22 protein-coding genes are annotated in these 20,959 nt (G+C 56.5%); 15 read left to right on the top strand and 7 right to left on the bottom strand.

What is annotated here, in order from left to right; all coding sequences use genetic code 11:
• Positions 1-15: 15 nt before the first annotated feature.
• The 3 genes from PEH01S_RS13015 (at position 16) to PEH01S_RS13025 (ending at position 2,587) form a co-directional block, all read left to right on the top strand.
• Entirely contained in the window at positions 16-861 is an 846-nt protein-coding gene (locus tag PEH01S_RS13015; RefSeq protein ID WP_127485903.1) for an amidohydrolase family protein, read from the top strand.
• 166 nt (positions 862-1,027) lie between these two features.
• On the top strand, positions 1,028-1,822 hold the full coding sequence (locus tag PEH01S_RS13020; RefSeq protein ID WP_025851824.1) for a sugar phosphate isomerase/epimerase family protein: 795 nt from the start codon (positions 1,028-1,030) through the stop codon (positions 1,820-1,822).
• 102 nt (positions 1,823-1,924) lie between these two features.
• Positions 1,925-2,587 carry a hypothetical protein gene (locus tag PEH01S_RS13025; protein ID WP_127485905.1) on the top strand — a complete coding sequence of 221 codons (663 nt, stop codon included), beginning with the start codon at positions 1,925-1,927 and terminating at the stop codon, positions 2,585-2,587.
• A 138-nt stretch (positions 2,588-2,725) separates the two neighbouring features.
• On the opposite strand, the gene PEH01S_RS35035 is transcribed toward PEH01S_RS13025, so the two are convergent.
• Positions 2,726-2,872, bottom strand: coding sequence for a hypothetical protein (locus PEH01S_RS35035; RefSeq protein WP_174807132.1), 147 nt, complete (start codon positions 2,870-2,872; stop codon positions 2,726-2,728).
• A 369-nt stretch (positions 2,873-3,241) separates the two neighbouring features.
• Between PEH01S_RS35035 and PEH01S_RS13035 the strand changes: the two genes are divergently transcribed.
• On the top strand, positions 3,242-3,715 hold the full coding sequence (locus PEH01S_RS13035; RefSeq protein ID WP_025851820.1) for a hypothetical protein: 474 nt from the start codon (positions 3,242-3,244) through the stop codon (positions 3,713-3,715).
• Here PEH01S_RS13035 and PEH01S_RS13040 read toward each other — a convergent pair.
• Positions 3,710-4,660: an SPL family radical SAM protein gene (locus PEH01S_RS13040; protein WP_246062905.1), complete on the bottom strand. Its 951-nt coding sequence runs from the start codon at positions 4,658-4,660 to the stop codon at positions 3,710-3,712. The genes PEH01S_RS13035 and PEH01S_RS13040 overlap by 6 nt on opposite strands.
• Positions 4,661-4,770: 110 nt before the next feature.
• Between PEH01S_RS13040 and PEH01S_RS13045 the strand changes: the two genes are divergently transcribed.
• The 6 genes from PEH01S_RS13045 (at position 4,771) to pflA (ending at position 11,728) form a co-directional block, all read left to right on the top strand.
• On the top strand, positions 4,771-5,049 hold the full coding sequence (locus PEH01S_RS13045) for an alpha/beta-type small acid-soluble spore protein (protein WP_025851816.1): 279 nt from the start codon (positions 4,771-4,773) through the stop codon (positions 5,047-5,049).
• 308 nt (positions 5,050-5,357) lie between these two features.
• Entirely contained in the window at positions 5,358-5,888 is a 531-nt protein-coding gene (locus tag PEH01S_RS13050; RefSeq protein ID WP_025851814.1) for a hemerythrin domain-containing protein, read from the top strand.
• A gap of 39 nt (positions 5,889-5,927) precedes the next feature.
• Positions 5,928-6,062, top strand: a complete 135-nt coding sequence (locus PEH01S_RS35805) for a hypothetical protein (protein ID WP_275452169.1) — start codon at positions 5,928-5,930, stop codon at positions 6,060-6,062.
• A gap of 14 nt (positions 6,063-6,076) precedes the next feature.
• Positions 6,077-8,701: a bifunctional acetaldehyde-CoA/alcohol dehydrogenase gene (gene adhE / locus PEH01S_RS13055; RefSeq protein WP_127485908.1), complete on the top strand. Its 2,625-nt coding sequence runs from the start codon at positions 6,077-6,079 to the stop codon at positions 8,699-8,701.
• 31 nt (positions 8,702-8,732) lie between these two features.
• Positions 8,733-11,006 carry a formate C-acetyltransferase gene (gene pflB / locus PEH01S_RS13060; protein ID WP_127485910.1) on the top strand — a complete coding sequence of 758 codons (2,274 nt, stop codon included), beginning with the start codon at positions 8,733-8,735 and terminating at the stop codon, positions 11,004-11,006.
• Positions 11,003-11,728, top strand: coding sequence for a pyruvate formate-lyase-activating protein (gene pflA, locus PEH01S_RS13065; RefSeq protein ID WP_025851810.1), 726 nt, complete (start codon positions 11,003-11,005; stop codon positions 11,726-11,728). The genes pflB and pflA overlap by 4 nt, the downstream gene beginning before the upstream one ends.
• A 44-nt stretch (positions 11,729-11,772) precedes the next feature.
• Here pflA and PEH01S_RS35400 read toward each other — a convergent pair whose 3' ends face one another.
• Entirely contained in the window at positions 11,773-11,901 is a 129-nt protein-coding gene (locus tag PEH01S_RS35400) for a DUF6254 family protein (protein ID WP_223275438.1), read from the bottom strand.
• Positions 11,902-12,106: 205 nt separating this feature from the next.
• Here PEH01S_RS35400 and PEH01S_RS13070 point away from each other — a divergent pair, with 205 nt between their 5' ends.
• Positions 12,107-13,690 (top strand): basic secretory protein-like protein, encoded by a 1,584-nt coding sequence (locus tag PEH01S_RS13070; RefSeq protein ID WP_127485912.1) that lies wholly within the window; start codon positions 12,107-12,109, stop codon positions 13,688-13,690.
• Positions 13,691-13,879: 189 nt separating this feature from the next.
• Positions 13,880-14,926, top strand: coding sequence for an HD-GYP domain-containing protein (locus tag PEH01S_RS13075; protein ID WP_246062909.1), 1,047 nt, complete (start codon positions 13,880-13,882; stop codon positions 14,924-14,926).
• Positions 14,927-15,108: 182 nt separating this feature from the next.
• Here PEH01S_RS13075 and PEH01S_RS13080 read toward each other — a convergent pair whose 3' ends face one another.
• The 4 genes from PEH01S_RS13080 to PEH01S_RS13095 all read right to left on the bottom strand — a co-directional run bounded on the left by PEH01S_RS13080 (position 15,109) and on the right by PEH01S_RS13095 (position 17,959).
• The gene (locus tag PEH01S_RS13080) at positions 15,109-16,362 is read right to left on the bottom strand and encodes a CynX/NimT family MFS transporter (RefSeq protein WP_025851806.1); all 1,254 of its coding nucleotides are present in this window, start codon (positions 16,360-16,362) and stop codon (positions 15,109-15,111) included.
• Positions 16,359-17,063: a FadR/GntR family transcriptional regulator gene (locus PEH01S_RS13085; protein ID WP_025851804.1), complete on the bottom strand. Its 705-nt coding sequence runs from the start codon at positions 17,061-17,063 to the stop codon at positions 16,359-16,361. Before PEH01S_RS13085 ends, PEH01S_RS13080 begins: the two co-directional genes overlap by 4 nt.
• 170 nt (positions 17,064-17,233) lie before the next feature.
• Positions 17,234-17,416 carry a hypothetical protein gene (locus PEH01S_RS13090; protein ID WP_025851802.1) on the bottom strand — a complete coding sequence of 61 codons (183 nt, stop codon included), beginning with the start codon at positions 17,414-17,416 and terminating at the stop codon, positions 17,234-17,236.
• Between the two features lie 105 nt (positions 17,417-17,521).
• A complete protein-coding gene (locus tag PEH01S_RS13095; RefSeq protein ID WP_025851800.1) occupies positions 17,522-17,959 on the bottom strand; it encodes a MarR family winged helix-turn-helix transcriptional regulator in 438 nt (145 codons plus the stop codon).
• Between the two features lie 217 nt (positions 17,960-18,176).
• Here PEH01S_RS13095 and PEH01S_RS13100 point away from each other — a divergent pair, with 217 nt between their 5' ends.
• From PEH01S_RS13100 to PEH01S_RS13110, 3 genes are read left to right on the top strand one after another with little or no spacing between them, the layout of a single operon-like run.
• Positions 18,177-18,599, top strand: a complete 423-nt coding sequence (locus PEH01S_RS13100) for a MarR family winged helix-turn-helix transcriptional regulator (protein ID WP_025851799.1) — start codon at positions 18,177-18,179, stop codon at positions 18,597-18,599.
• Positions 18,600-18,645: 46 nt separating this feature from the next.
• Positions 18,646-19,299, top strand: coding sequence for an efflux RND transporter periplasmic adaptor subunit (locus tag PEH01S_RS13105; protein ID WP_036714924.1), 654 nt, complete (start codon positions 18,646-18,648; stop codon positions 19,297-19,299).
• Between the two features lie 33 nt (positions 19,300-19,332).
• The gene (locus PEH01S_RS13110) at positions 19,333-20,904 is read left to right on the top strand and encodes a DHA2 family efflux MFS transporter permease subunit (protein WP_127485916.1); all 1,572 of its coding nucleotides are present in this window, start codon (positions 19,333-19,335) and stop codon (positions 20,902-20,904) included.
• Positions 20,905-20,959 lie beyond the last annotated feature (55 nt).

Here is a 20,959-nt window from a genome sequence, read left to right on the forward strand (position 1 = left end):
TAAGGAGGAGCTAAGGTGAGAATCGATGCGCACCAGCATTACTGGAAGCTGGAACGGGGCGATTACGGCTGGATTACGCCGGAAATGAGCGTGTTGTACCGGGATTACGAGCCGCGCGATTTGGAGGCTCATCTGGCGGCGAACCGGATCGACCGGACGATTGCCGTTCAAGCGGCGCCTACGCTGTCGGACACGGAATATATGCTGGAGCTGGCCGGGCGATCCGAACGCATTGCAGGGGTTGTCGGCTGGATCGATCTGGAGCGCCCGGATTACCGGGAGCAGTACCGGATTTTCAAGCGGCATCCGTCGTTTGTCGGTTTTCGGGCCATGATTCAAGAGATGGAGCGGGCGGAAGACATGCTCCGGCCGCACATCGTCGAGGCGATGCAATTTTTTGCCGAGGAAGACTTTCCGGTGGACCTGCTGTTGAAATCGCATCAGCTGCCGGCGGTGCTCAAGCTGCTGGAACGGACGCCGAATCTGCGGGCGGTGATCGACCATATCGCGAAGCCGCAAATCGCCGCGGGCGAATGGGAGCCCTGGAGCGAGCTCGTAGCGGAAGCCGCAGCGTCCCACCCGCGGCTCTACTGCAAATTGTCGGGGATGGTCACGGAGGCCGACCACCGGAATTGGAAGCCGGAGCAGTTCGTCCGGTATGTGAGGCATGTGGTGTCCGTTTTTGGCACGGACCGGGTCATGTTCGGCAGCGATTGGCCTGTCTGTCTGCTGGCGGCCAGCTACGATCAGGTCGTGGAGATGCTGGACAGCGCGCTTCCCGACGGGCTTGAGGCATCGGAGAGGGAAGCCGTTTTTGGCCGAAACGCCCTTCGCTTCTACAAGCTGGAGCATCTGTTGTGAAGCGGATCATAAAAGCATAGTTAAAGCGTTGAAGAGACACGCGCCAATGGCGCGGTCTCTTTTTTTCTAGGCTGGCTCCCGTCGGCGGGGGACAGCGTTCTTGACGAAAGCTTCCGGGTGGGCTATGCTTCCATGAAGATATTTTGAAGCGGGAGGGGCTGCTCGGATGGCACAGTCTTACGAGAACAAGCTGTATATCGGCACGATATTGCTGGAACGGAACCGGTGGGCGGCGGAGCGCAAGCCGTCCTATGCAGTCAGCGATTGGCAGGAACGGTTTCAAGAAGACGGCTTCGACGGAATGGAGCTGTGGGACAATCACGCGCTACTGGCGGACGAACGGGAGCAATCGGCGCTGGAGGCTTCAGGCCGCGTAGCGATCGTCAATTCGTATATCGGTTTCGAGGATGGCGACGAGGCGGAGAAGAAGCGTGATGAGGCTGCATCTTTGGTAAAACGGCTGCGTGCCCCGGCGGTTAAATTCAATCTCGGTGCGGACCCGGCGCGGCTTCCGGTTTATATAGCCAACGTCAAACGCTGGGCGGAGCTGCTGCCGGCAGACTGCCGAATCTTATGCGAGTGTCACCCGGGAACGGTCGCGGAGCACCCCGATGCCGCTGCGGAAATGCTGCGCCGGTTAGGGGACGGGCCGTTCCAGGCGATTGTGCATCCGTTCTTCTGCTTGGGAGAACTCGGAGATTGGTTCAAAAAGCTGGGGTCTGCGATCACCCATGCTCATGTGCAGCTTCGAGACGGGGACAACCGGTTTGTCCGCTTAAGCCGACAGCCGGAGCTCGTGAAAGACCGGCTGGCTTTAATGAGAAGCTGGGGCTTTCGCGGCTCGTTTACGATGGAATTCACCGAGGGAGTCCGCGTAAACGAAGACCGGGAGGCATTATACGAAGCGGCGCTCGAAGATTTGCAAATTTTGCGTAACATTTGGAGCGGAAATCCGTCTTAAAGATTAAAGAGAGGTTGGAGGGGGCGAAAATCGTGGTAAAGGGGCTGGAGAATTTTTATAGGAGCATGCAGCTCGTTCAATTTTTATAAGGGAGGAAAATACGTGGAACTAGCCATTTCCATAGCACTTTCCACACTTGAGACGGTTACGATATTTGTTCTGATAATGGTTTCTTTCCGTTATCGACAATCCTATCGTCTTTTGGCCGTCGCCAGTCTAGGGCTCGTTCTTGCCGTATTCTCTCTGTGGGCGCGAATGGTTCTTATGCAGCCGATAGTAGACAATTTATTTCAATTATTTGCCATGTGCATATACTTAAAGTTCGTTTATCGAATTCGTTGGTTCGATGCTTCGATTATGCTATGTTTTGGATGTTTGATGTACTTGTTGCTTCAGGGACTGGTTGTACTTTTCTTTAAGATAGGGTATGGTTATTTTTTGGAAGATTACCACGATATCACATCGTATCAAACCTTCATGCTGCAGATGGTTACGTTCCCCCTTGGGCTTGGAATAGCATGGATTATCAAAAAGAAAAATGGAGGCTTCACGTTCATCTCCAGTCACATGCGGAGAAGAGCGAAGTGGACCGGAATCAATCGGAGCATTCTCGGAAGCCTTATCTGCAGCGGGGTGCTTCTAATTGTCGGTTTGATTTCCACTGGATATGGCAACCAACTTACTTATTACACATTTTTTTCGTTTCTCTTCATTTTTTTTGTTTATTTGGTGTTACTTTTTTATCGAAAAGACTATTTGGAATAGAACGAGCGCGCTTATCGCTTGTACGAGAAGGCGCGCTTATCCTTTCAACGATCTCCTCTACTCATGACCGGTCCGCTCTCCGCATCCTGCGAATATTCCCACACCATGGCTCCGGCCAAATCCTTTGTTGAATGTAAGCTATTTTGGCTTGCAACCACCTTCCTTGTCCTCGTACGAAATGAACGTCTTGCCGTCGTACAGGTAAGCGGCCTTGGCGTGTTCGTCAGAGCAGCGCTTGAAGCTATTTTTGCCGATGAAGTTCGCTTCGGGCGTTTTGTAGCTCAAGACCACCTTATCGATGTGGTCCGCGGTACTCCGCCAGACTCGCGTCCGAGCAGCCGTCGGCCCCATAGCCGCCTACACCCGGCACAAAATTTGGCATAGGTGGCCCTGTAAGAGGTGCAGAACATGGTTGGTGGGGAAGGGAAGCTGTCGCTTACCCGCAGCGGGGCGATCGGTGTGCAAAAGGTTGGAGGAAGGAAGGAGTATGCCAGAAGCGGGGCAGCGACGAAGAGGCCGTTCCTCTTAAGAAGAACAACCGGCTCATGCCAGCCTCTCCGTCTGTTTAGACAGATTCGATTGCCCATCATGCATAGCCGCCATCCTTCGGACGGATACTTTACCTAGCGCTGCCTGAAGCGAAGGAGGTGTGGCATGAAAAAATTGTTGCTTTCGTTATGGCTCGTTCTTCTATGCGCGTTGTCCACCCCGGCGAGTGCGCAGGAGGGGGGCCTGCCGGTTCCTTATAGTCAGGAAGATATCGATATGCTTGGCGGTCCGCAGGGCACTTACCAGACGGAGGCTTACCGCTCGGGACGAGGAGGCTACTCCGGCGGCCGAAGGGGATATACGCCGGCACCCGGCGCAAGGACGCCCGCAGACAATGTCCGGAGAACCCCGGCGACACCGGCACCGGGAACGGCGCCGCCTCCTGCGCGGGGCGGATTGGGCGGCATTCTCGGGGGCTTTGCGGCCGGCGCGCTGCTCAGCAGCCTTCTGAATCCGTTCGGCTTGTTCGGAGGGGCAGCGCCAGTGCACGGAGGGTTCTCGATTCTCGGCATCCTTCTATGGGGCGGGGTCTTGTTCTTTTTGTACCGTTTGTGGAAAGGGTTCCGAAGATCCTCATAGATCGAGTGCAAAAGCGAGCTGCACCGGCTTATCGTCTTCGGGGCTTTCCGATTGAGCAGGCTTGGCTCCGATTGTAGGGAGGTACGAGGGAATCCCATACCGTTTAAGAAGCCCGTCAAGCCGGGCATGGACCTGCTCCCGATATGCTTTGGGGGCAATCGGGGAATGTCCGTACCAATCGGCATACGAGCCGACCAAGTGAGGATATGTGTCCCGGAGCGTCCCGAAAAACCACGATTTCACTTCGGACGTGCTCAAGCGGAGGACCGATCCCATCACGAAGCATGCTTTGGCTTCGGCGGCTTGCTTTGCGACCTGCTCCATTTCTTCCGGCCGATCAGTCAGGAAGGGCAGGATCGGAGCCATAAAAATTCCGGCGTCGATACCTTCCTGCCTCAACCCTTGAAGCGCCTTGATCCGCTGGGCCGGAGCGGGAGACATCGGCTCGAAGCTTCGCCAAATGCGCTTATCGAGCGTATTCAGGCTGATATTCACCGAGCTTCCGGGCAGCTTGCGGAGCAAATCGATATCGCGCAAAATCAACGGAGAGCGCGTCGTGATGCTGACCGGCAGCCGGTAGGCGGCCAGCACTTCGAGACATTGGCGCGTGAGCTTCAAGCGGCCCTCCAAAGGCTGGTAAGGGTCCGTGGCGGTGCCGATAGCGATTCGGCCCAGCCTGTTTCGTCCGCCCTTGGCGCGCAGCATGCGTTCGACCTGTGCTTTCAGCGCTTCCGGCGCATTGTCTTTGTACAGGATGTGATGCTGAAACGTATCGTCGGCTTCCATGCCGAGGAAGGCATGGGTCGAACGGGCATAGCAGAAGCTGCAGCCGTGCTGGCAGCCGCGGTACGGATTGATCGACCAATCGAACGGCATGGACGGGGCTTTGACGGGATTCAGCAGTTGTTTGGCGCGGACAGGCTCATATCGGGTTTGCAAGGGCAAGGAGAACACCTCCATAATTCACGGATATACGAATATATGTTCTGTTTGTTGGGTTAAAGTATACATGGGAACGAATGTTCCTGCAACTGGGAAACAAAGGAGGAATCACGATGGCAAGAAGACGCGGCCGTACGCCGGTCGTGCCCGGAGCGAATCAGGCGCTGGACCGGCTGAAGTCGGAGGTTATGCGCCGGAAAGGCTATGCCGTCGATCCGAACCGCCCGGATTTGGTGAAATACGAGGTGGCCAAGACGCTCGGTATTCCGCTGAGTCCCGGAAATAACGGCCAGCTCTCGACCGAACAGGCGGGCAAGATCGGCGGGCCCATCGGCGGAAGCATGGTGCGCGAGATGGTTCGGCTCGCCCAGGAACAGTTAGCCAAACGTTAATCTGCGGAACAAGCGCATGAATGAATTTTCATCCGAAAGAGCCGGTCTACAGACCGAGCTCTTTTTGCTGTGCTGAAAATATAATTGTCGAATAATATCGAAATAAATTGAAATTAGTAAAATGAGATTTGATGAAACAAGCCGTTTTTTGCCCGTGTTTATCGGGTTGTAACAGCGATATGGAGCCGGGTGGATGCCGGTTTTTTTGTCGGATTATGTCCCTTTTGTGACTAGTGATTTTTTTCACAGTGTATTTCTTCCATTGCGGTTACAATGAAGGCAATCCCAATAAGAGGAGGATTGTTTCAATGAGTACGATAACGGAAGCCAGCGTTCAAAGCGCGCGTCCGACCCGGTTTATGGATGCGGTGGACCGTCTCAAGGAAGAGCACGATGCCTTAAAAATCCGGCTGTCCGCAGTGCAGGCCAAGGCTCAATCGGTCGGAAAGATGAAAACTGTTCCGGAAGCGATGGCGCTTCTCCAGCAGCTGCGGGAGGAAATTACGGATTTCCGCACCGAATTGGACCGGCATGCGACCTGGGAGGAGCGGGAGCTGTTCCCTTTACTCTGCAGTTATTTCAATAAATATTCCGGTCCGTCTATGATGCCGTCCTTCTGGGTGATGGAAAAAGACCACGAGCTTGCGGAAACGTTCATCGACTCGTTCATCGAATCGGTGGACCGGCTGAACTTGCCGACCCGGGAAGCTATCCGGGAAACGAGCTCGCATCTGATCCAAGCCTGCCTCATTCTGAACGAGCACCTGAATTTGGAGGAAGACGTCGTTTACCCGATGGCCGATCAGATCCTTGACGATATCGATAGTTTATTTTCTTAACATACAGCTTTGATTCAGGCCTTAGGAAGGGGGATGCCGATGAATCTGATCACCTGTGAGCAATGCGGCAAGACGAAGGGCCAAGGCCCGAAAGGCACTTCATGGATTTGCAACGACTGCCGCGTTGTTCCGCCGTCCAATCCGGACCAAGCGGACCCGAACCAACCACAATAACGCAAGCGACACGAATGGAGGAAGAATCAATGGCCGTTAAAGAAGTGAAAGCCGACGCAAAAGCAGCCGCTCTCGAGGAAGTGAACAAGCTCGTAGCCCGGGCAAGAAAGGCGCAAGAAGCGTATTTGAAGCTGGATCAATCCCAAGTGGACGACATTGTGCAGCATATGGCGCTTGCCGGGCTCGATCGGCATATGGTTCTCGCGAAGATGGCGGTGGAAGAAACCGGCCGCGGGGTGTACGAGGACAAAATTACCAAAAACATTTTCGCTACCGAGTACATCTACCACAGCATCAAGCATAACAAGACGGTCGGCGTGATCGATAACAATCCGTACGAGCATTACAAAACGGTGGCCGAGCCGGTCGGGATCATCGCCGGGGTTACGCCGGTCACGAACCCGACGTCTACGACGATGTTCAAGTCGCTGATCGCCGCCAAAACGCGCAACCCGATCATCTTCGCATTCCATCCGTCGGCGCAGCGCTCCAGCGTCGCGGCTGCCTCTACGCTGCTGGAAGCGGCCGTGAAGCACGGAGCGCCGGAGCACGCGATTCAGTGGGTAGAGAATCCGTCCGTCGAGGCGACCCAGCTTCTGATGAATCATCCGGACGTAGCGCTGGTGCTCGCGACAGGCGGCTCCTCCATGGTGAAAGCGGCGTACAGCACCGGCAAGCCGGCGCTTGGCGTAGGGCCGGGCAACGTTCCTTGCTTTATCGAGAAGACGGCTGATCTGCCGCAGGCGGTAACGGACCTGATTCTGTCCAAAACATTCGACAACGGGATGATTTGCGCTTCCGAGCAGGCCGTCATCCTGGAAGAACCGATTTACGAGCAAGCCAAAAAGCTGATGAAGGAGCTGGGCTGCTACTTCTTGAACGCCGAAGAAACCGAAGCGGTATCGAAGCTGGTCATTAACCCCGAGAAATGCGCGGTCAATGCGGTCATCGTCGGCCAACCGGCCGTCAAGATCGCTTCTATGGCCGGCATCACGGTACCCGCCGATACGAAGGTGCTCGTGGCCGAGCTGAAGGGGGTAGGCGACGCCTATCCGCTGTCTGCGGAGAAGCTGAGCCCGGTGCTCGCTTGCTATAAAGTGAAAAATGCGGCGCAAGGCATCGAGCGCGCGGCAGAAGTCGTCGCCTTCGGCGGCATGGGGCATTCCTCGGTTATCCATTCCAAGAACGAGGAAGTCATTCAGGCATTTGCGGCGAGACTGCAAACCGGACGCGTCATCGTCAATGCGCCGTCCACTCACGGGGCGATCGGAGACATTTACAACACGAACCTGCCTTCGCTGACGCTTGGCTGCGGCTCCTACGGGCATAACTCGACGACCGCCAACGTTTCCGCCGTCAACCTGCTCAACCTGAAGCGTGTCGCCGAAAGGACGGTCAATATGCAGTGGTTCAAGGTGCCGCCGAAAGTGTATTTTGAGAAAGGCTCGACGCAATACCTGGAGAAAATGCCGGACATTACCCGGGTGATGATCGTCACCGACGCCATGATGGTGAAGCTGGGCTATGTGGAGCGCTTAGAGTACTATCTGCGCAAGCGGAAGCAGCCTGTAGCCATCGAAGTGTTCTCCGAAGTCGAGCCCGATCCTTCCGTCGATACGGTAGACCGCGGTACGGCCCGAATGGCTGCATTCAAGCCGGACTGCATTATCGCGCTGGGCGGCGGATCGCCGATGGACGCGGCCAAAGCGATGTGGCTGTTCTACGAATATCCGGACACGAGCTTCGATTCGCTTAAGCAGAAGTTTCTCGACATCCGCAAGCGGGTGTACAAATACCCGCGCCTCGGTCAGAAAGCGAAGTTCGTGGCGATTCCGACGACGTCGGGCACCGGGTCGGAAGTGACCTCCTTTGCGGTTATTACCGACAATCATAAAGGCAACACCAAGTACCCGCTTGCCGATTACGAGCTGACGCCGGACGTGGCGATTATCGATCCGGAATTCGTCTACAGCCTGCCGAAAACGGCCGTTGCGGATACGGGGATGGACGTGCTGACGCATGCGATAGAAGCGTACGTCTCGGTGATGGCGAACGACTATACGGACGGACTGGCGATGAAAGCCATTCAACTCGTATTCGAACATCTGGAAAATTCGTTCCACACCGGCGACCCGCTGGCCCGGGAAAAAATGCATAACGCGTCGACGATCGCCGGTATGGCCTTCGCCAATGCTTTCTTGGGCATCAACCACAGCTTGGCGCACAAATGGGGCGGCGAATACCATACGGCACACGGCCGCACGAACGCGATTCTGATGCCGCACGTGATCCGGTATAACGCGCAGAAGCCGACCAAGTTCGCTTCGTTCCCGAAATACAATCATTTCATCGCAGATAAACGGTACGCCGAAATTGCCCGGGTGCTCGGCCTGCCGGCGAAGACGACGGAAGAAGGCGTGAACAGCCTGATCGCCGCGGTGCGCAAGCTGAATCAATCGCTTGGCATTCCGGAGAGATTCCAGGATCTCGGCTTCGATCCGGCCGAGTTCGAAGCGAAGGTCGATGTGCTGGCGGACCGCGCGTTCGAGGACCAATGTACGACAGCCAATCCGCGGCTGCCGCTCGTGACGGAGCTGGCGGACGTATACCGCAACGCGTTCTACGGGAAATTCGAATAAAGAGACGACATCTTGGAGAGGAGACCCAACTATGAGCTTAAAAGAAGCGGAATTGAACCGGAATCCCGAACAATCGGAGGCTTGGCGTCAGTTTGTACCGGGCAAGTGGCAGCATCGGATCGACGTGAAGGATTTCATCGACCGGAATATTTCCCCCTACACGGGAGGCTCGGAATTCCTGGCCGGACCGACGCAAGCGACGACGGAGCTTTGGCAGCAGCTTAGCGTACTGATGCGCAAGGAACGGGAAAACGGAGGGGTGCTGGACGTCGACGTCCACACCGTCTCCACCATTACATCGCATGCGCCGGGGTACATCGACAAGGAGAAAGAGCGGATCGTCGGTCTTCAGACCGACGCCCCGCTCAAGCGTTCCGTCCAGCCGTTCGGCGGCATCCGCATGGTGGTCGACGCCTGCAAGGCTTACGGCTTCGAGCTGCCGGAAGAGCTGGTGCGGTTGTTCACCGACATCCGGAAAACGCACAACCAGGGCGTATTCGACGCTTATACGACCGAGATGAAGACCGCGCGGAAGGCCGGCATCATCACCGGGCTGCCGGATGCTTACGGCCGCGGCCGCATCATCGGCGATTACCGCCGCGTAGCGCTTTACGGCACGGACCGGCTGATCGCGGACAAGAAGAACGATCTGCTTCAGCTCGAAACCGATGCGATCACGGAAGACATCATCCGCGCCCGGGAAGAGCTGTCCGAGCAGATTCGCAGCTTGGATGAGCTGAAGCGGATGGCGCAATCGTACGGCTACGACATTTCGGTCCCGGCCACGAATGCGCAGGAAGCGGTGCAGTGGCTGTACTTTGCTTACCTCGGGGCGATTAAGGAACAGAACGGCGCCGCGATGAGCCTGGGCCGCGTCTCCAGCTTCCTGGACATCTACATCGAACGGGATTTGCAGAACGGCACGCTGACGGAAGAAGAAGCGCAAGAGCTGATCGACCAGTTCGTCATGAAGCTGCGGATCGTGAAATTTTTGCGCACGCCGGATTACAACGAGCTGTTCAGCGGCGACCCGACTTGGGTGACGGAATCGGTCGGCGGCATGGGAATGAACGGCGTGACTCGGGTAACGAAGAACTCCTTCCGCTTCCTGCACACGCTCTATAACCTCGGTCCGGCGCCCGAGCCGAACTTGACCGTGCTGTGGTCGGTCGATCTGCCCGATGCCTTTAAGCAATATTGCGCCAAAGTGTCGATCGAGACCAGCTCGATTCAATATGAGAACGACGATTTGATGCGGCTGCAGTTCGGCGACGACTACGGGATCGCCTGCTGCGTATCCGCCATGCGGATCGGCAAGCAGATGCAGTTCTTCGGGGCGCGCGCGAACCTCGCGAAAGCGCTGCTGTACGCGATTAACGGAGGCGTCGACGAGAAGCTCGGCATTCAGGTCGGGCCGGAGACGGTGCCGATTACGTCGGATGAGCTCTCCTACGACGAAGTCATGGCCAAGTATGACAAAATGCTGGATTGGCTCGCGAAGCTCTACATGAACACGCTCAATGTCATTCATTATATGCACGACAAATATTGCTACGAGCGGCTGGAGATGGCGCTCCACGACCGGGAGATTTTGCGGACGATGGCTTGCGGCATCGCGGGTTTGTCCGTCGTGGCGGACAGCTTGAGCGCCATCCGTTACGCCAAGGTGAAGCCGATCCGCAACGAGAAAGGAATCGCCGTCGATTTCGAGATTACCGGCGAGTATCCGCAGTACGGCAACAACGACGAACGGGTCGACCGGATCGCCGTGGAGCTGGCCGAGTCCTTCATGAACAAGCTGCGCAAGCATAAAACGTACCGCGGCGCGCTGCCTACGATGTCCGTGCTGACGATCACCTCGAACGTCGTCTATGGCAAGAAGACCGGCAGCACGCCGGACGGCCGCAAAGCCGGCGAGCCGTTCGCTCCGGGCGCGAACCCGATGCACGGCCGCGACCGCAAAGGCGCGCTCGCTTCGCTGGCATCGGTAGCCAAGCTGCCTTACGAGCACTGCCTCGACGGCATCTCGAACACGTTCTCCATCGTGCCGAAGGCGCTCGGCCGGGAGACCGACGTGAGAGCGCAGAATCTCGTCGCCATGCTGGACGGCTACGCGACAAGCGGCGGCCACCACTTGAACGTGAACGTGTTCAACCGCGAACAGCTGCTTGATGCGATGGAGCATCCGGAGGAATATCCGCAGCTGACGATCCGCGTATCCGGCTATGCCGTCAACTTCATCAAGCTGACCCGGGAGCAGCAGCTTGACGTCATCAACCGGACGTTCCACGGCTCGGTCGGATGAAAGGACGCATCCATTCGCTCGATACGTTCGGCACGGTAGACGGGCCGGGCATCCGCTTCGTGCTCTTTATGCAGGGCTGCGCCCTGCAGTGCGCGTTCTGCCATAATCCCGACACGTGGGAGACGGCTACAGGCCGTGTGGCAGAGGTCGCGTCCGTGCTGGACGAGATCGAGCCGTTTCTTCCGTATTACCGCAGCTCGAACGGCGGATTGACCGTGACCGGCGGCGAACCTACGCTTCAGGCTCCCTTTGTGGCCGCGCTGTTTCGGGAAGCGAAGAAACGATGGAATTTGCATACCGCGCTGGACTCGTCGGGCTTCTGCGAGCCGGAGCATGCGGGGGAACTGATGGACGTGACGGATCTGGTCCTTCTGGACCTCAAGCATATCCGCAGCGACAAGCATCAGGCGCTGACAAGCCAGCCGAACGAAAGAATACTCCGGTTTGCCCGCTGGTTGTCGGACCGCGGACAGCCGGTCTGGATCCGCCATGTGCTCATCCCGGGCATCACCGACGATGCGGCGGACCTGCTGGAGCTTGGACGCTTCATCGGTTCGCTGGGCAACGTGCATAAAGTGGAGGTGCTGCCTTACCACCGGATGGGGGTCTACAAATGGGAACAGCTTGGAAAAGCCTATCCGCTGGAGCACGTGCCGACGCCAAGCGACCGGGAGCTGGAGCGGGCGAAACGTTTGATCGAACAAGGAAGAGAACAAGCCTAGAAGGGAACCCCGCGGACATGCCGTCTGCGGGGTTTTTCGCGCATTTAGCGGCTGGACTGCTGCGCGTCGTACTCGTCCGAATACGCAGCCAAGGACTTGATTTTACCGTGCGGCTGCTGGGTTTGCTTGCGGATTTTCCATTGGTTTTCCTTGCGGCGTTTCGAATGGCTCATCGCAATTCAACTCCTTCGGGCATGGTAAAAATCGGCCTTGCCTCCTTAGGATGTCGGCAGAAAGGTTATTTCATGTATTGGAACAATATAGTATTTTTGTTAATATATTAATTGAATCTCAAATACAGAGAGGAGGGTGGCGGTCCTCGATTCATACGCTGTCTGAGGCCATCAAGCCTAGTAAACGATAAGGAGGAATATAAGGATGAAGAAGAGTCGAATTTTTTTATTTGCAGCCATCGTGCTGGCAGGCGCGACTTCGTCGGCCTTGGCGGATGCTTCCGCTCAAGCCGCCGCCTTTCCCATCGAGAGAACGCAAGGCGGCACGGTGACGTCCAACGGCCAAAGTCCAGCCGAGGAGGAGAAAGAGAATGCGTTCGATAATCTGTTAAAGACCAAGTGGCTGACCTTCCAAAGCTCGGGGTGGCTGCAGTATGCTTTTCCGAACCAAAGCTCTTATGTGATCACTTCCTACTCGATTACCTCTGCAAACGATTTTCCGGAGCGGGACCCGAAAGATTGGACCTTGAAAGGCTCGAACAACGGAACGGACTGGACCGTACTGGATAGCCGCCAGAACGAAAGCTTCGATTGGCGATTCCAGACGAAGACGTACAGCTTCTCGAACCAAACGGCCTATGCGTATTACCGACTGGAATTAAGCAACCACAGCGGATCGATTCTTCAGCTCTCCGAGGTGAAGCTATACGATGCCCGGCAGTGGCCCGAGCCGGCCAAGGCGCAGATTGCGGCAAGCGGCGAAAACTTGCCGCACGAGGGCAAGGACAAGCTGAACGACGGGTCCAGCCTGACCAAATGGCTGACCTTCCAAAAGTCAGGCTGGGTCACTTATCGTTTCGACCGTCCGATCGCCCTCGACGGTTATGCCTTGACTTCGGCCAACGATTACCCGGAACGCGATCCGGCTGAATGGACGCTTCAAGCGTCGAACGACGGGAAGCAATGGGTCACTTTGGATACCCGCAAAGGGGAGCAGTTCCGCTACCGCTATCAGCGGACGAGCTATGGCGTCCGTTCCGACGCGCAATACAGCTATTATAAGCTAAATATGAAAGCCAACGGAGGCAACGAGCTGCAGCTTGCGGAAATCGAGTTCATCCCGAAAGACAGCCCGTTCCAAAGCATCCTGCCCAGCATTGAAATCCGCAATCTGGATGCCAATGGAAACGGCAAGCTGTTCGATCAAGCGCTCCCGGACGCCCAAGAGCAAATCAAGCTGATTATTTTGAAACTCAACGAAATCTTGTACGGGCATCCTAACCGGATGGATGTGGGCCCGAAAAAGGTCGTTATTTTCATCAAGGACGAGGATGGGGTCGCTTGGGCCGGCGGAACCCCTGTGGAGGGGCAGGTCACCATCAGCTCGCGGCACCTGAAAAACGTCAGCAATTCCGGCACGCCGCTAAGGCATGAGATTTTGGGCGTGTTGTATCATGAGCTGACGCATCTGTATCAATTGGATGACGACCGCTACGGTCAGATCGGATATATGATCGAAGGCATGGCCGATGCGATCCGCTTCAAAGTCGGTTATCACGACCGTCTGGCGGTAAGAAAAGGCGGCACCTGGAAGGACGGCTACGGGGTGACGGGCAATTTCTTCGTTTGGATCGACGAGCATAAGCGACCCGGATTTTTGCGGGAGTTGAACCAAAGTCTGTCCGAGTTCGACGGCGTGGAATGGAACGAGAGCGTGTTCCAACAGCTGACGGGTTCCGATGTCCTCTCCCTTTGGAACGAGTACCAGCAATCTTTGCCGAATCCGTAAGCGGCGATCCGGCACCGTCCGCATCCTGCGAATGCTGCCGCTTGAACCGGCTCTCTTCGTCCCATTCTTGAGTCTTTCGTCATGGAACTATCGTTGACAAGGCCCATCCCGGGGTGTACGCTAAGGGTAATGTAGGTCAAATTACCCGGTTCTGCCAATCCATACAACGGGAGGGGAACGATAGTGAAGATGGAATGGATCAAATCCGAATGCGGCACGGATGCCCTGGAATCCGAAGAGCTGTGGCATACGGGGATACGAATCGGAGGGAATGCGTATTTTTGTCCGGTATCGCTGGGAAGATCAATCAGCTACGGGCTGTGGCTGGTTATGTTCATCAGTCTGCTTGCCGCGGTCTGGATCAACACGAATGTCCAATCGCCGGCGCTGCTCGGGTTATATGCGGTTCCTGTGCTCATATTTGCTTTATTCGTGTTTAACGTTTATTTGGTCGGCGCCTTTTCGGCAGGGGTGACGGCGCTGTGGGTGTATTTTACAGGGACCGGATGGCCCGGTATTGCCGGAGCGGGGGGCTTGCTGCTGCTCGCGTTGTTGGTGCAACGGGTCGTCATTGTATCCCGGCGCAACTTTCGGCAGCGCGAAGAGTACGAGGAGCTGTTCATGAACACGATTCTCTCGTTCTCCAAAAGCATTGACGCGCGCGACCCCTATACGGCGTTCCATTCGAAGAATGTGGCCGACTACGCCCGGGAAATCGCCATAGAGCTTGGTTTGTCCAAGCAGGAGACGGAGGCCGTTCATCTGGCCGGACTCATTCACGACATCGGCAAAATCGGCACGCCGGAGTCGATTCTCAAGAAGGAAAGCCGGCTTACCGAAGAAGAATACGACATCATGAAGCGTCATGCGGAGGACGGCTACCAGATCATCAAAGGCATCAAACGGCTGCAGGAGCTCGGCGTAACCGCGATGGTCCGGCACCATCATGAACGGATGGACGGCAAAGGTTATCCGATGGGCTTAAAAGGCGACGATATCCCGCTCGGCGCGCGTATACTCGCCGCCAGCGACTCCTTCGACGCGATGACGACGAACCGCTCCTACCGGGCGAAGCTGTCAACGGAGACGGCAGCCGAAGAGCTTCGGCGGCACAGCGGAACGCAGTTCGACCCAGAGGTCGCCCAAGCGCTGCTAAGGGTGCTCGTCCGTCAAGGCAAGCTGCCGACGGCGGAGCCGCAAGCCGCGGGGCAAGTGCAGCCGGCTTGGACGAGATGAATATACGGCGTTATCGCCCGATACGGATTGTTCTGGGCCGTATCGGGCTTTTTTGTTGCATACGGCACGCACGGATCTCCCTTGCGCTCCGTCCGCTTGGTTCCGGCCTGGCGAAACGGGCAGAGTAACATGAAAAGACGCGGGAAGCCCTCCCCGGGCTTCCCGCGTTTTGACGTACTAGCTCAGCGATTCCCCTTGACAGCGTCCGCTTCCTTGTTGCCTTCCGCCATCACGTAACCGTATTTTCCGGCCTTCAGACCGGCCAACAGCAGCCCGCCTGCAGCGACGAGAAGCAGGAGCAGGGGAATGGTCCAGCCGCCTGTCGAGTCGTGAATGAACCCGAAGAGCGTCGGGCCGACCGCGGCGAGCAAATACCCGAACGATTGGGCCATGCCGGACATTTCCGCCGATTGACGAACCGAATTCGTGCGCAGGGCGAAGAACATGACCGCCAGACCGAAGCCGGACCCTGCGCCGATGCCGACGAGAACGACCCAGAGCGGAACGAGCCAGTCGGTATCGGTTAGCAGCAGGCCGAGATATCCGACTATAAATACGGAAGCGACGCCGACGGCCAGGCCGCGCTGATCGGAACGCCGTCCGGCCAGAATCGGCATAAAGAACGTCGCCGGCAAGCTGGCGAACTGCATGATCGAAATCATCCAGCCGGCGGACGCCGCGCTCATGCCGCGATCCTGCAATATGGCAGGGAGCCAGGAAATATTGACATAGAAGAACAGCGACTGCAATCCCATGAACAGCGTAATTTGCCAAGCGAGCGGAGAGCGCCAGAGCGAATCGCTTTTGACGGCCGCGCTCGTCTGAACCGCCTGCGGACGCCGGCGCGAACGAAGCATCGGCAGCCAAGCGGCGAGGGAGACGATGGCCAGAAGCGCCCAGCTGCCGAGCGCCCCCCGCCATCCCAAGCCGAGTCCCTGCGAAATCGGGATGCTGACCCCCGAAGCGATAGCAGCGCACAGATTCATGGATACGGAATAGATCCCGGTCATCGTTCCGACGTTGTTCGGGAACTCCCGCTTGATCAAGGCCGGCACCAGCACGTTGCTGACGGCGATTGCGATCCCGATGAGCGCCGTCCCTGCAAACAGCGCCGCGACCGAAGACAGCGAGCGGAGCAAAATGCCTGCCAGCAGGACGATCAGACCGGCGAACAGCGTATGCTCCATGCCCAGCCGCCGGGCGATCCGGGGCGAGAGCGGCGAGAGGAGCGCGAAAGCAAGCAGCGGCAAGGTGGTCATCATGCCCGCCCACGTGTTGGAAATCCCCGTCTCCCCGCGAATTTCTCCGATAATCGGCCCGACGGCCGTTAACGGGGCCCGCAGATTGGCGGCGATCAGGACGATGCCGAGAATAAGCAGGCTTAAACCGGCACCGGTCTGTACTCGCGAGCTGACGGTATCTTGAGCCGGAATCATACGGACCCCTCCTTGCGCACATCTTCTTGCAGAAGGTTCAGCGATTCCCGGATATAGCGGCGAACGGCTTCGGCGGCCGCATTCGGGTCTTGGGCGGCGATGGCGTCGACCATTTGGCAGTGCGAGCGAGAGGCTCCGTCTACGATGACCGACAGGTCGAGGGTCTGGTCGATGGACGATTCCAAGGCATCCGTCATATGCTCGTACAGGTCGATCAATACGCTGTTGCGGGTCGCCCGGACGATGGCATGGTGCAGCTTCAGGTCCGCTTCGAGATAGCCTTCGAAGTCCTGGGCCGCGGCGGCGGCATCGCATGCCGACAGCAGGGAGCGGAACGTCTCGATCTCCTCCGGCGTGCGCCGCATGGCAGCCAGCCTAGCCGCCTCCTGTTCGAGCGCGCAGCGTACCTCCAGCGTCTCCGCGGCGTTCGAGCGCCGCAGCCGCCGGACGAGAGCGGGGCCGAGGCTGCTCGACGAGCGAACGTAAGTGCCGTCGCCTTGGCGTGCCGTCAGAAGTCCGGCGTGGATCAGGGCCCGGACCCCCTCGCGGACGGTATTTCGGCTGACGCCCAGCTGCTTGACGAGCTCCGGCTCGACCGGGATTCGCGATCCGACCGGCCATTGACCGGATTCGATAAGCGATTCCATCTGGGAAACGACCTGTTCCACCAGCGTGGAGCGCGTTGTTTGTTTCAGTTCCATCTTGTAAACCTCCAAACATCCGATGATTGGGATATTGGATAATATAGCACGTAATCGTTCCGCAAGCAAGCACGTATCGTGCGGACATAAAGCGGCTTCTGCGCCGCAAAGAAACGCGGCATAAAGATGAAAGCTCCCAAGCGTTATCGCCCGGGAGCCTCCTATCCTTGTCATTTCCCTTCTTTTCGTCCGTCCAGGTGCAAATCCTCCAGCGTATACTTATGATTCCACAAAAATTCCATATCGTAATCGGTCGTATCGCGCAGAACGAACTCCAGCAGCACAGCCATAAAAGCGACGATAATCATGCAGAGCAGCATCAGGCACATGAGAAACGAGATCGTATGGACCAATAGGATCGCATCCTTTCCTGCCGTATGCTACCAGTTTATGAACGTTTCGCGAAAAAATGATAGAAAAGCAAAACGAAGGCTTCCCGACCGGGTTGCCTTCGCCGCTTACACCTTCACTTCTTGCGTTTCGTTTAATATCGCTTTGCAGATGCGGGTCAAATGTTTAATGTCCTCGTCAGGCAGCTTGCCGAAATATTCCTCGACCACTCGCTGGCGGTGCAGGCGAAGCTCCTCGATAATTTCTCTTCCCTTGTCGGTAATCTCCATATAGACCACTCTCCGGTCTTCCTCGGAGCGGGTTCTTTCGGCGAATCCGCCGGAAATCAGCTTATCGGAAAGCGATGTCACCGCGCCCGACGTGATCCAGAGCGCGTCGGCGATTTGTGAGACCTTCAGCGGACCTTCGTTTTGCAATTTTTCCAGAATAACCGCTTGCGAGGCGGAGACGCCATGCGCTTCAAAGCGGGTCCAACTGGCTTTCACTTTGCGAAACATTAAGCGGAACGCTTCCTCCAGCTCATATAAATCTTGTCGGTGTACCATAATAGCCCCCTTAAATTGTTACCGGTAAAGATAGAGTACGACAAAATATAAAGTAATACGCAGGTGGACCCCCTTTGGTTTCAAAAAGTTTTCGGCGCCACGGTTTGGCATGAAAAATTTTGATTGACGTTAAAAATTTTCCGTGCTAATTTATTTAATGTTAAATCATTGCACTATAAAATTATTTTAATCTAAAAATAATAAAAGGAGGGAAGTCTTGAGCAATCTGGAGCAAAAGCTGACGGAGCTGGAAGGACTGATTGCGGTCGCCATACGACATGCCCGTCGCTGGTCGCCGCCTGACGCAGATTTATCGAAGCAGCAAATCCAACTGCTGCATGCCTTGTGCGGCAAGCAGCGGGTGACCGTGACCGAGCTGGCCGAGGAATTGCAGCTATCGGCAAGCGCGACAACGATTGCGGTGAACCGGCTGGAGCAAGCCGGCTTTGTGAAGCGGACCCGGGACGCCGCCGACCGCCGCGTCGTTTGGCTTGAGCCGTCCGATGAGGCGGTCAATCATATGAAGGAATTTCGGCTGTTCAAACAAAAGCTGCTGATGCAAATGTTCGGCGGCTTGACGGAGGAAGAGACGGAGCAGTTTATCGCATTGGTCCGCAAAATGATCTCCACGCTGGCTTGAGCAAGCAGACACCGACACGGGACCTTAGGAAAGGAGCTTCATCCGAATGAAGAAAAAGATCATTATGCTGACCGTACTGGCTTTGGTCCTGGTGGGGGGAGGGACCGCCGGGGCGTACTATTACAATATCGCGAGCAAATACATAACGACGGAGGATGCGAAAGTACAGGGCGATCTGCGGGCCATCGGCTCGTTGGCCGCCGGGAAACTGATCGAATGGCGCTATAAGGAAGGCGACTCGTTCGGCAAAGGCGATGTGCTCGGCATCGTGGAAACGTCGCCGGCCCGAGGGACGACCCCGGCCATGACGGCGGAAATCATTGCGCCGGATGCCGGAACGATCATTCAATCGAACGCCGTGAAGGATCAGACGGTTGCGCCCGGCGGAACGCTTGCCTTGAGCGCCGACCTGAATCAGCTGTACGTGACGGCCAATTTACAGGAGACGGAAATTACGAGCGTCCAAGTCGGCAACAAAGTGACGATCCGGATCGACGCTTTTAAGGACACGGAGTTTACGGGACGGGTGGAGCGGATCGGCCTTGGGACCAACTCTTCTTTTTCCCTGCTTCCTTCCTCTAACGCCAGCGGCAATTATACGAAGGTGATTCAACGGATTCCGGTCAAAATCGCACTGGACGATTTCCATGGGAAACGGCTCATTCCGGGCTTGAATGCAACCGTCAAAATCGAGAAATAGGGGCACCCGGGAACGGAAGGAGGAACACTCGGAATGAACGACCAAGCCACAGATCAGGCTAAAGCCTCTTCCAAAGGGTCCGGACTTGCCATGCTGGCCATTATTCTCGGCGTCTTCATGGCTATTCTCGATACGAGCATCGTCAACGTGGCGATTCCGAAAATGATGAACGTCTTCGGCGTCAGCCAATCGCAGATCGAATGGGTCGTCACGGCTTATTCGCTGGTCAGCGGGGCGCTCGTGCCGGCGACCGGCTATCTGGGCGACCGCTTCGGCTATAAGCGGATGTATATCATTTCGCTAGTTATTTTTACCATTGGCTCCGGACTGTGCGGCATCGCGTGGAGCAACGAAAGCATGATTGTGTTTCGTATTATTCAGGCGATCGGCGGCGGCGCGATGATGCCGATCAGCATGTCGATGATCTTCCGCATGTTCCCGGTCGAGAAGCGGGGCATGGCGATGGGATTGTTCGGTATCGCGATCATGTTCGCCCCGGCGACCGGCCCGACGCTGAGCGGCTATATCGTCGAATATTTGGACTGGCGGCTTATTTTTACGATCAACGTGCCGATCGGGATTGTGGACATCTTCTTGTCGATGGCCGTGCTGCAGGAGTTCAAGATGGAAGTCAAAAAGCGCTTCGACGTCTGGGGCTTTATTACGTCGAGCACGGGGCTGGCCACACTGCTTTACGGCATAGGCAAAGTGTCGGAGAAAGGCTGGGGCGACAGCGAAGTCGTCGTCTTTCTTACCATAGGGATCGTATTCCTCGTGGCCTTCGTCATTTTGGAGCTGACCGTGAAGGAGCCGATGCTCGATTTAAGCCTGCTGAAAAACGGCATGTATACGTTGTCGTTGCTCGTTTCGAGCCTCGTGACTGTCATCATGATGGGGATGCTGTTTCTGCTCCCGATTTTTCTGCAAAACATTTCGGGCTTATCTGCAGTCGAGACCGGCTTGATTTTGCTGCCGCAAGCGATCGCCTCCGGTATTATGATGCCGATTGCCGGCGGGCTGTTCGACAAATTCGGGGCGCGTCCTTTGGCGGTCATCGGACTGCTGATTACGGCGGTGGCGCTGTTTCTGACCTCGAATCTGAGCATGGAAACCTCGCGCGCGACCATCATTTTCTGGCTGACGCTTCGTGCGGTTGGCATGGGGCTTATGATGATGCCGGTACAAACCGTAGGCATGAATACCGTGCCGATGGAGAAGGTCGGTCAAGGGACCGCGCTTTCCAATACGATCCGGCAGGTGAGCGGCGCGTTCGGCATCGCCTGGCTGTCGCTGTTATTCGGAGACCGCAAAGATTTTCATACGGCTTATTTATCCGATCAGTTGAACATGGTATCGACCACGGTGATCGATCAAGTCACGAAAATTCAAAATCAGTTTATCGCCATGGGGCAGTCGGCCGCGCAGGCCAAAATAAGCGCCCTGAACTATATCGGAGGACAGGTGCAGATACAATCGACGATCATTGCGCTGGACGACGTCTTTTATTTAACCGCCGGACTTTCGCTGCTTGCCGTTGTTTTCAGCCTGTTTCTCAAAGGCGCGAAAGCCAAAGGCGGGGCCGGCGTACATATGATGGGCGAATAAACACAACAGGACGAACGGACGGCCGAACGTTCGGCAAAGCAAAGGAGCGGGGAAT

Source organism: Paenibacillus ehimensis NBRC 15659 (genome assembly GCF_004000785.1).
Classification (GTDB): domain Bacteria; phylum Bacillota; class Bacilli; order Paenibacillales; family NBRC-103111; genus Paenibacillus_G; species Paenibacillus_G ehimensis.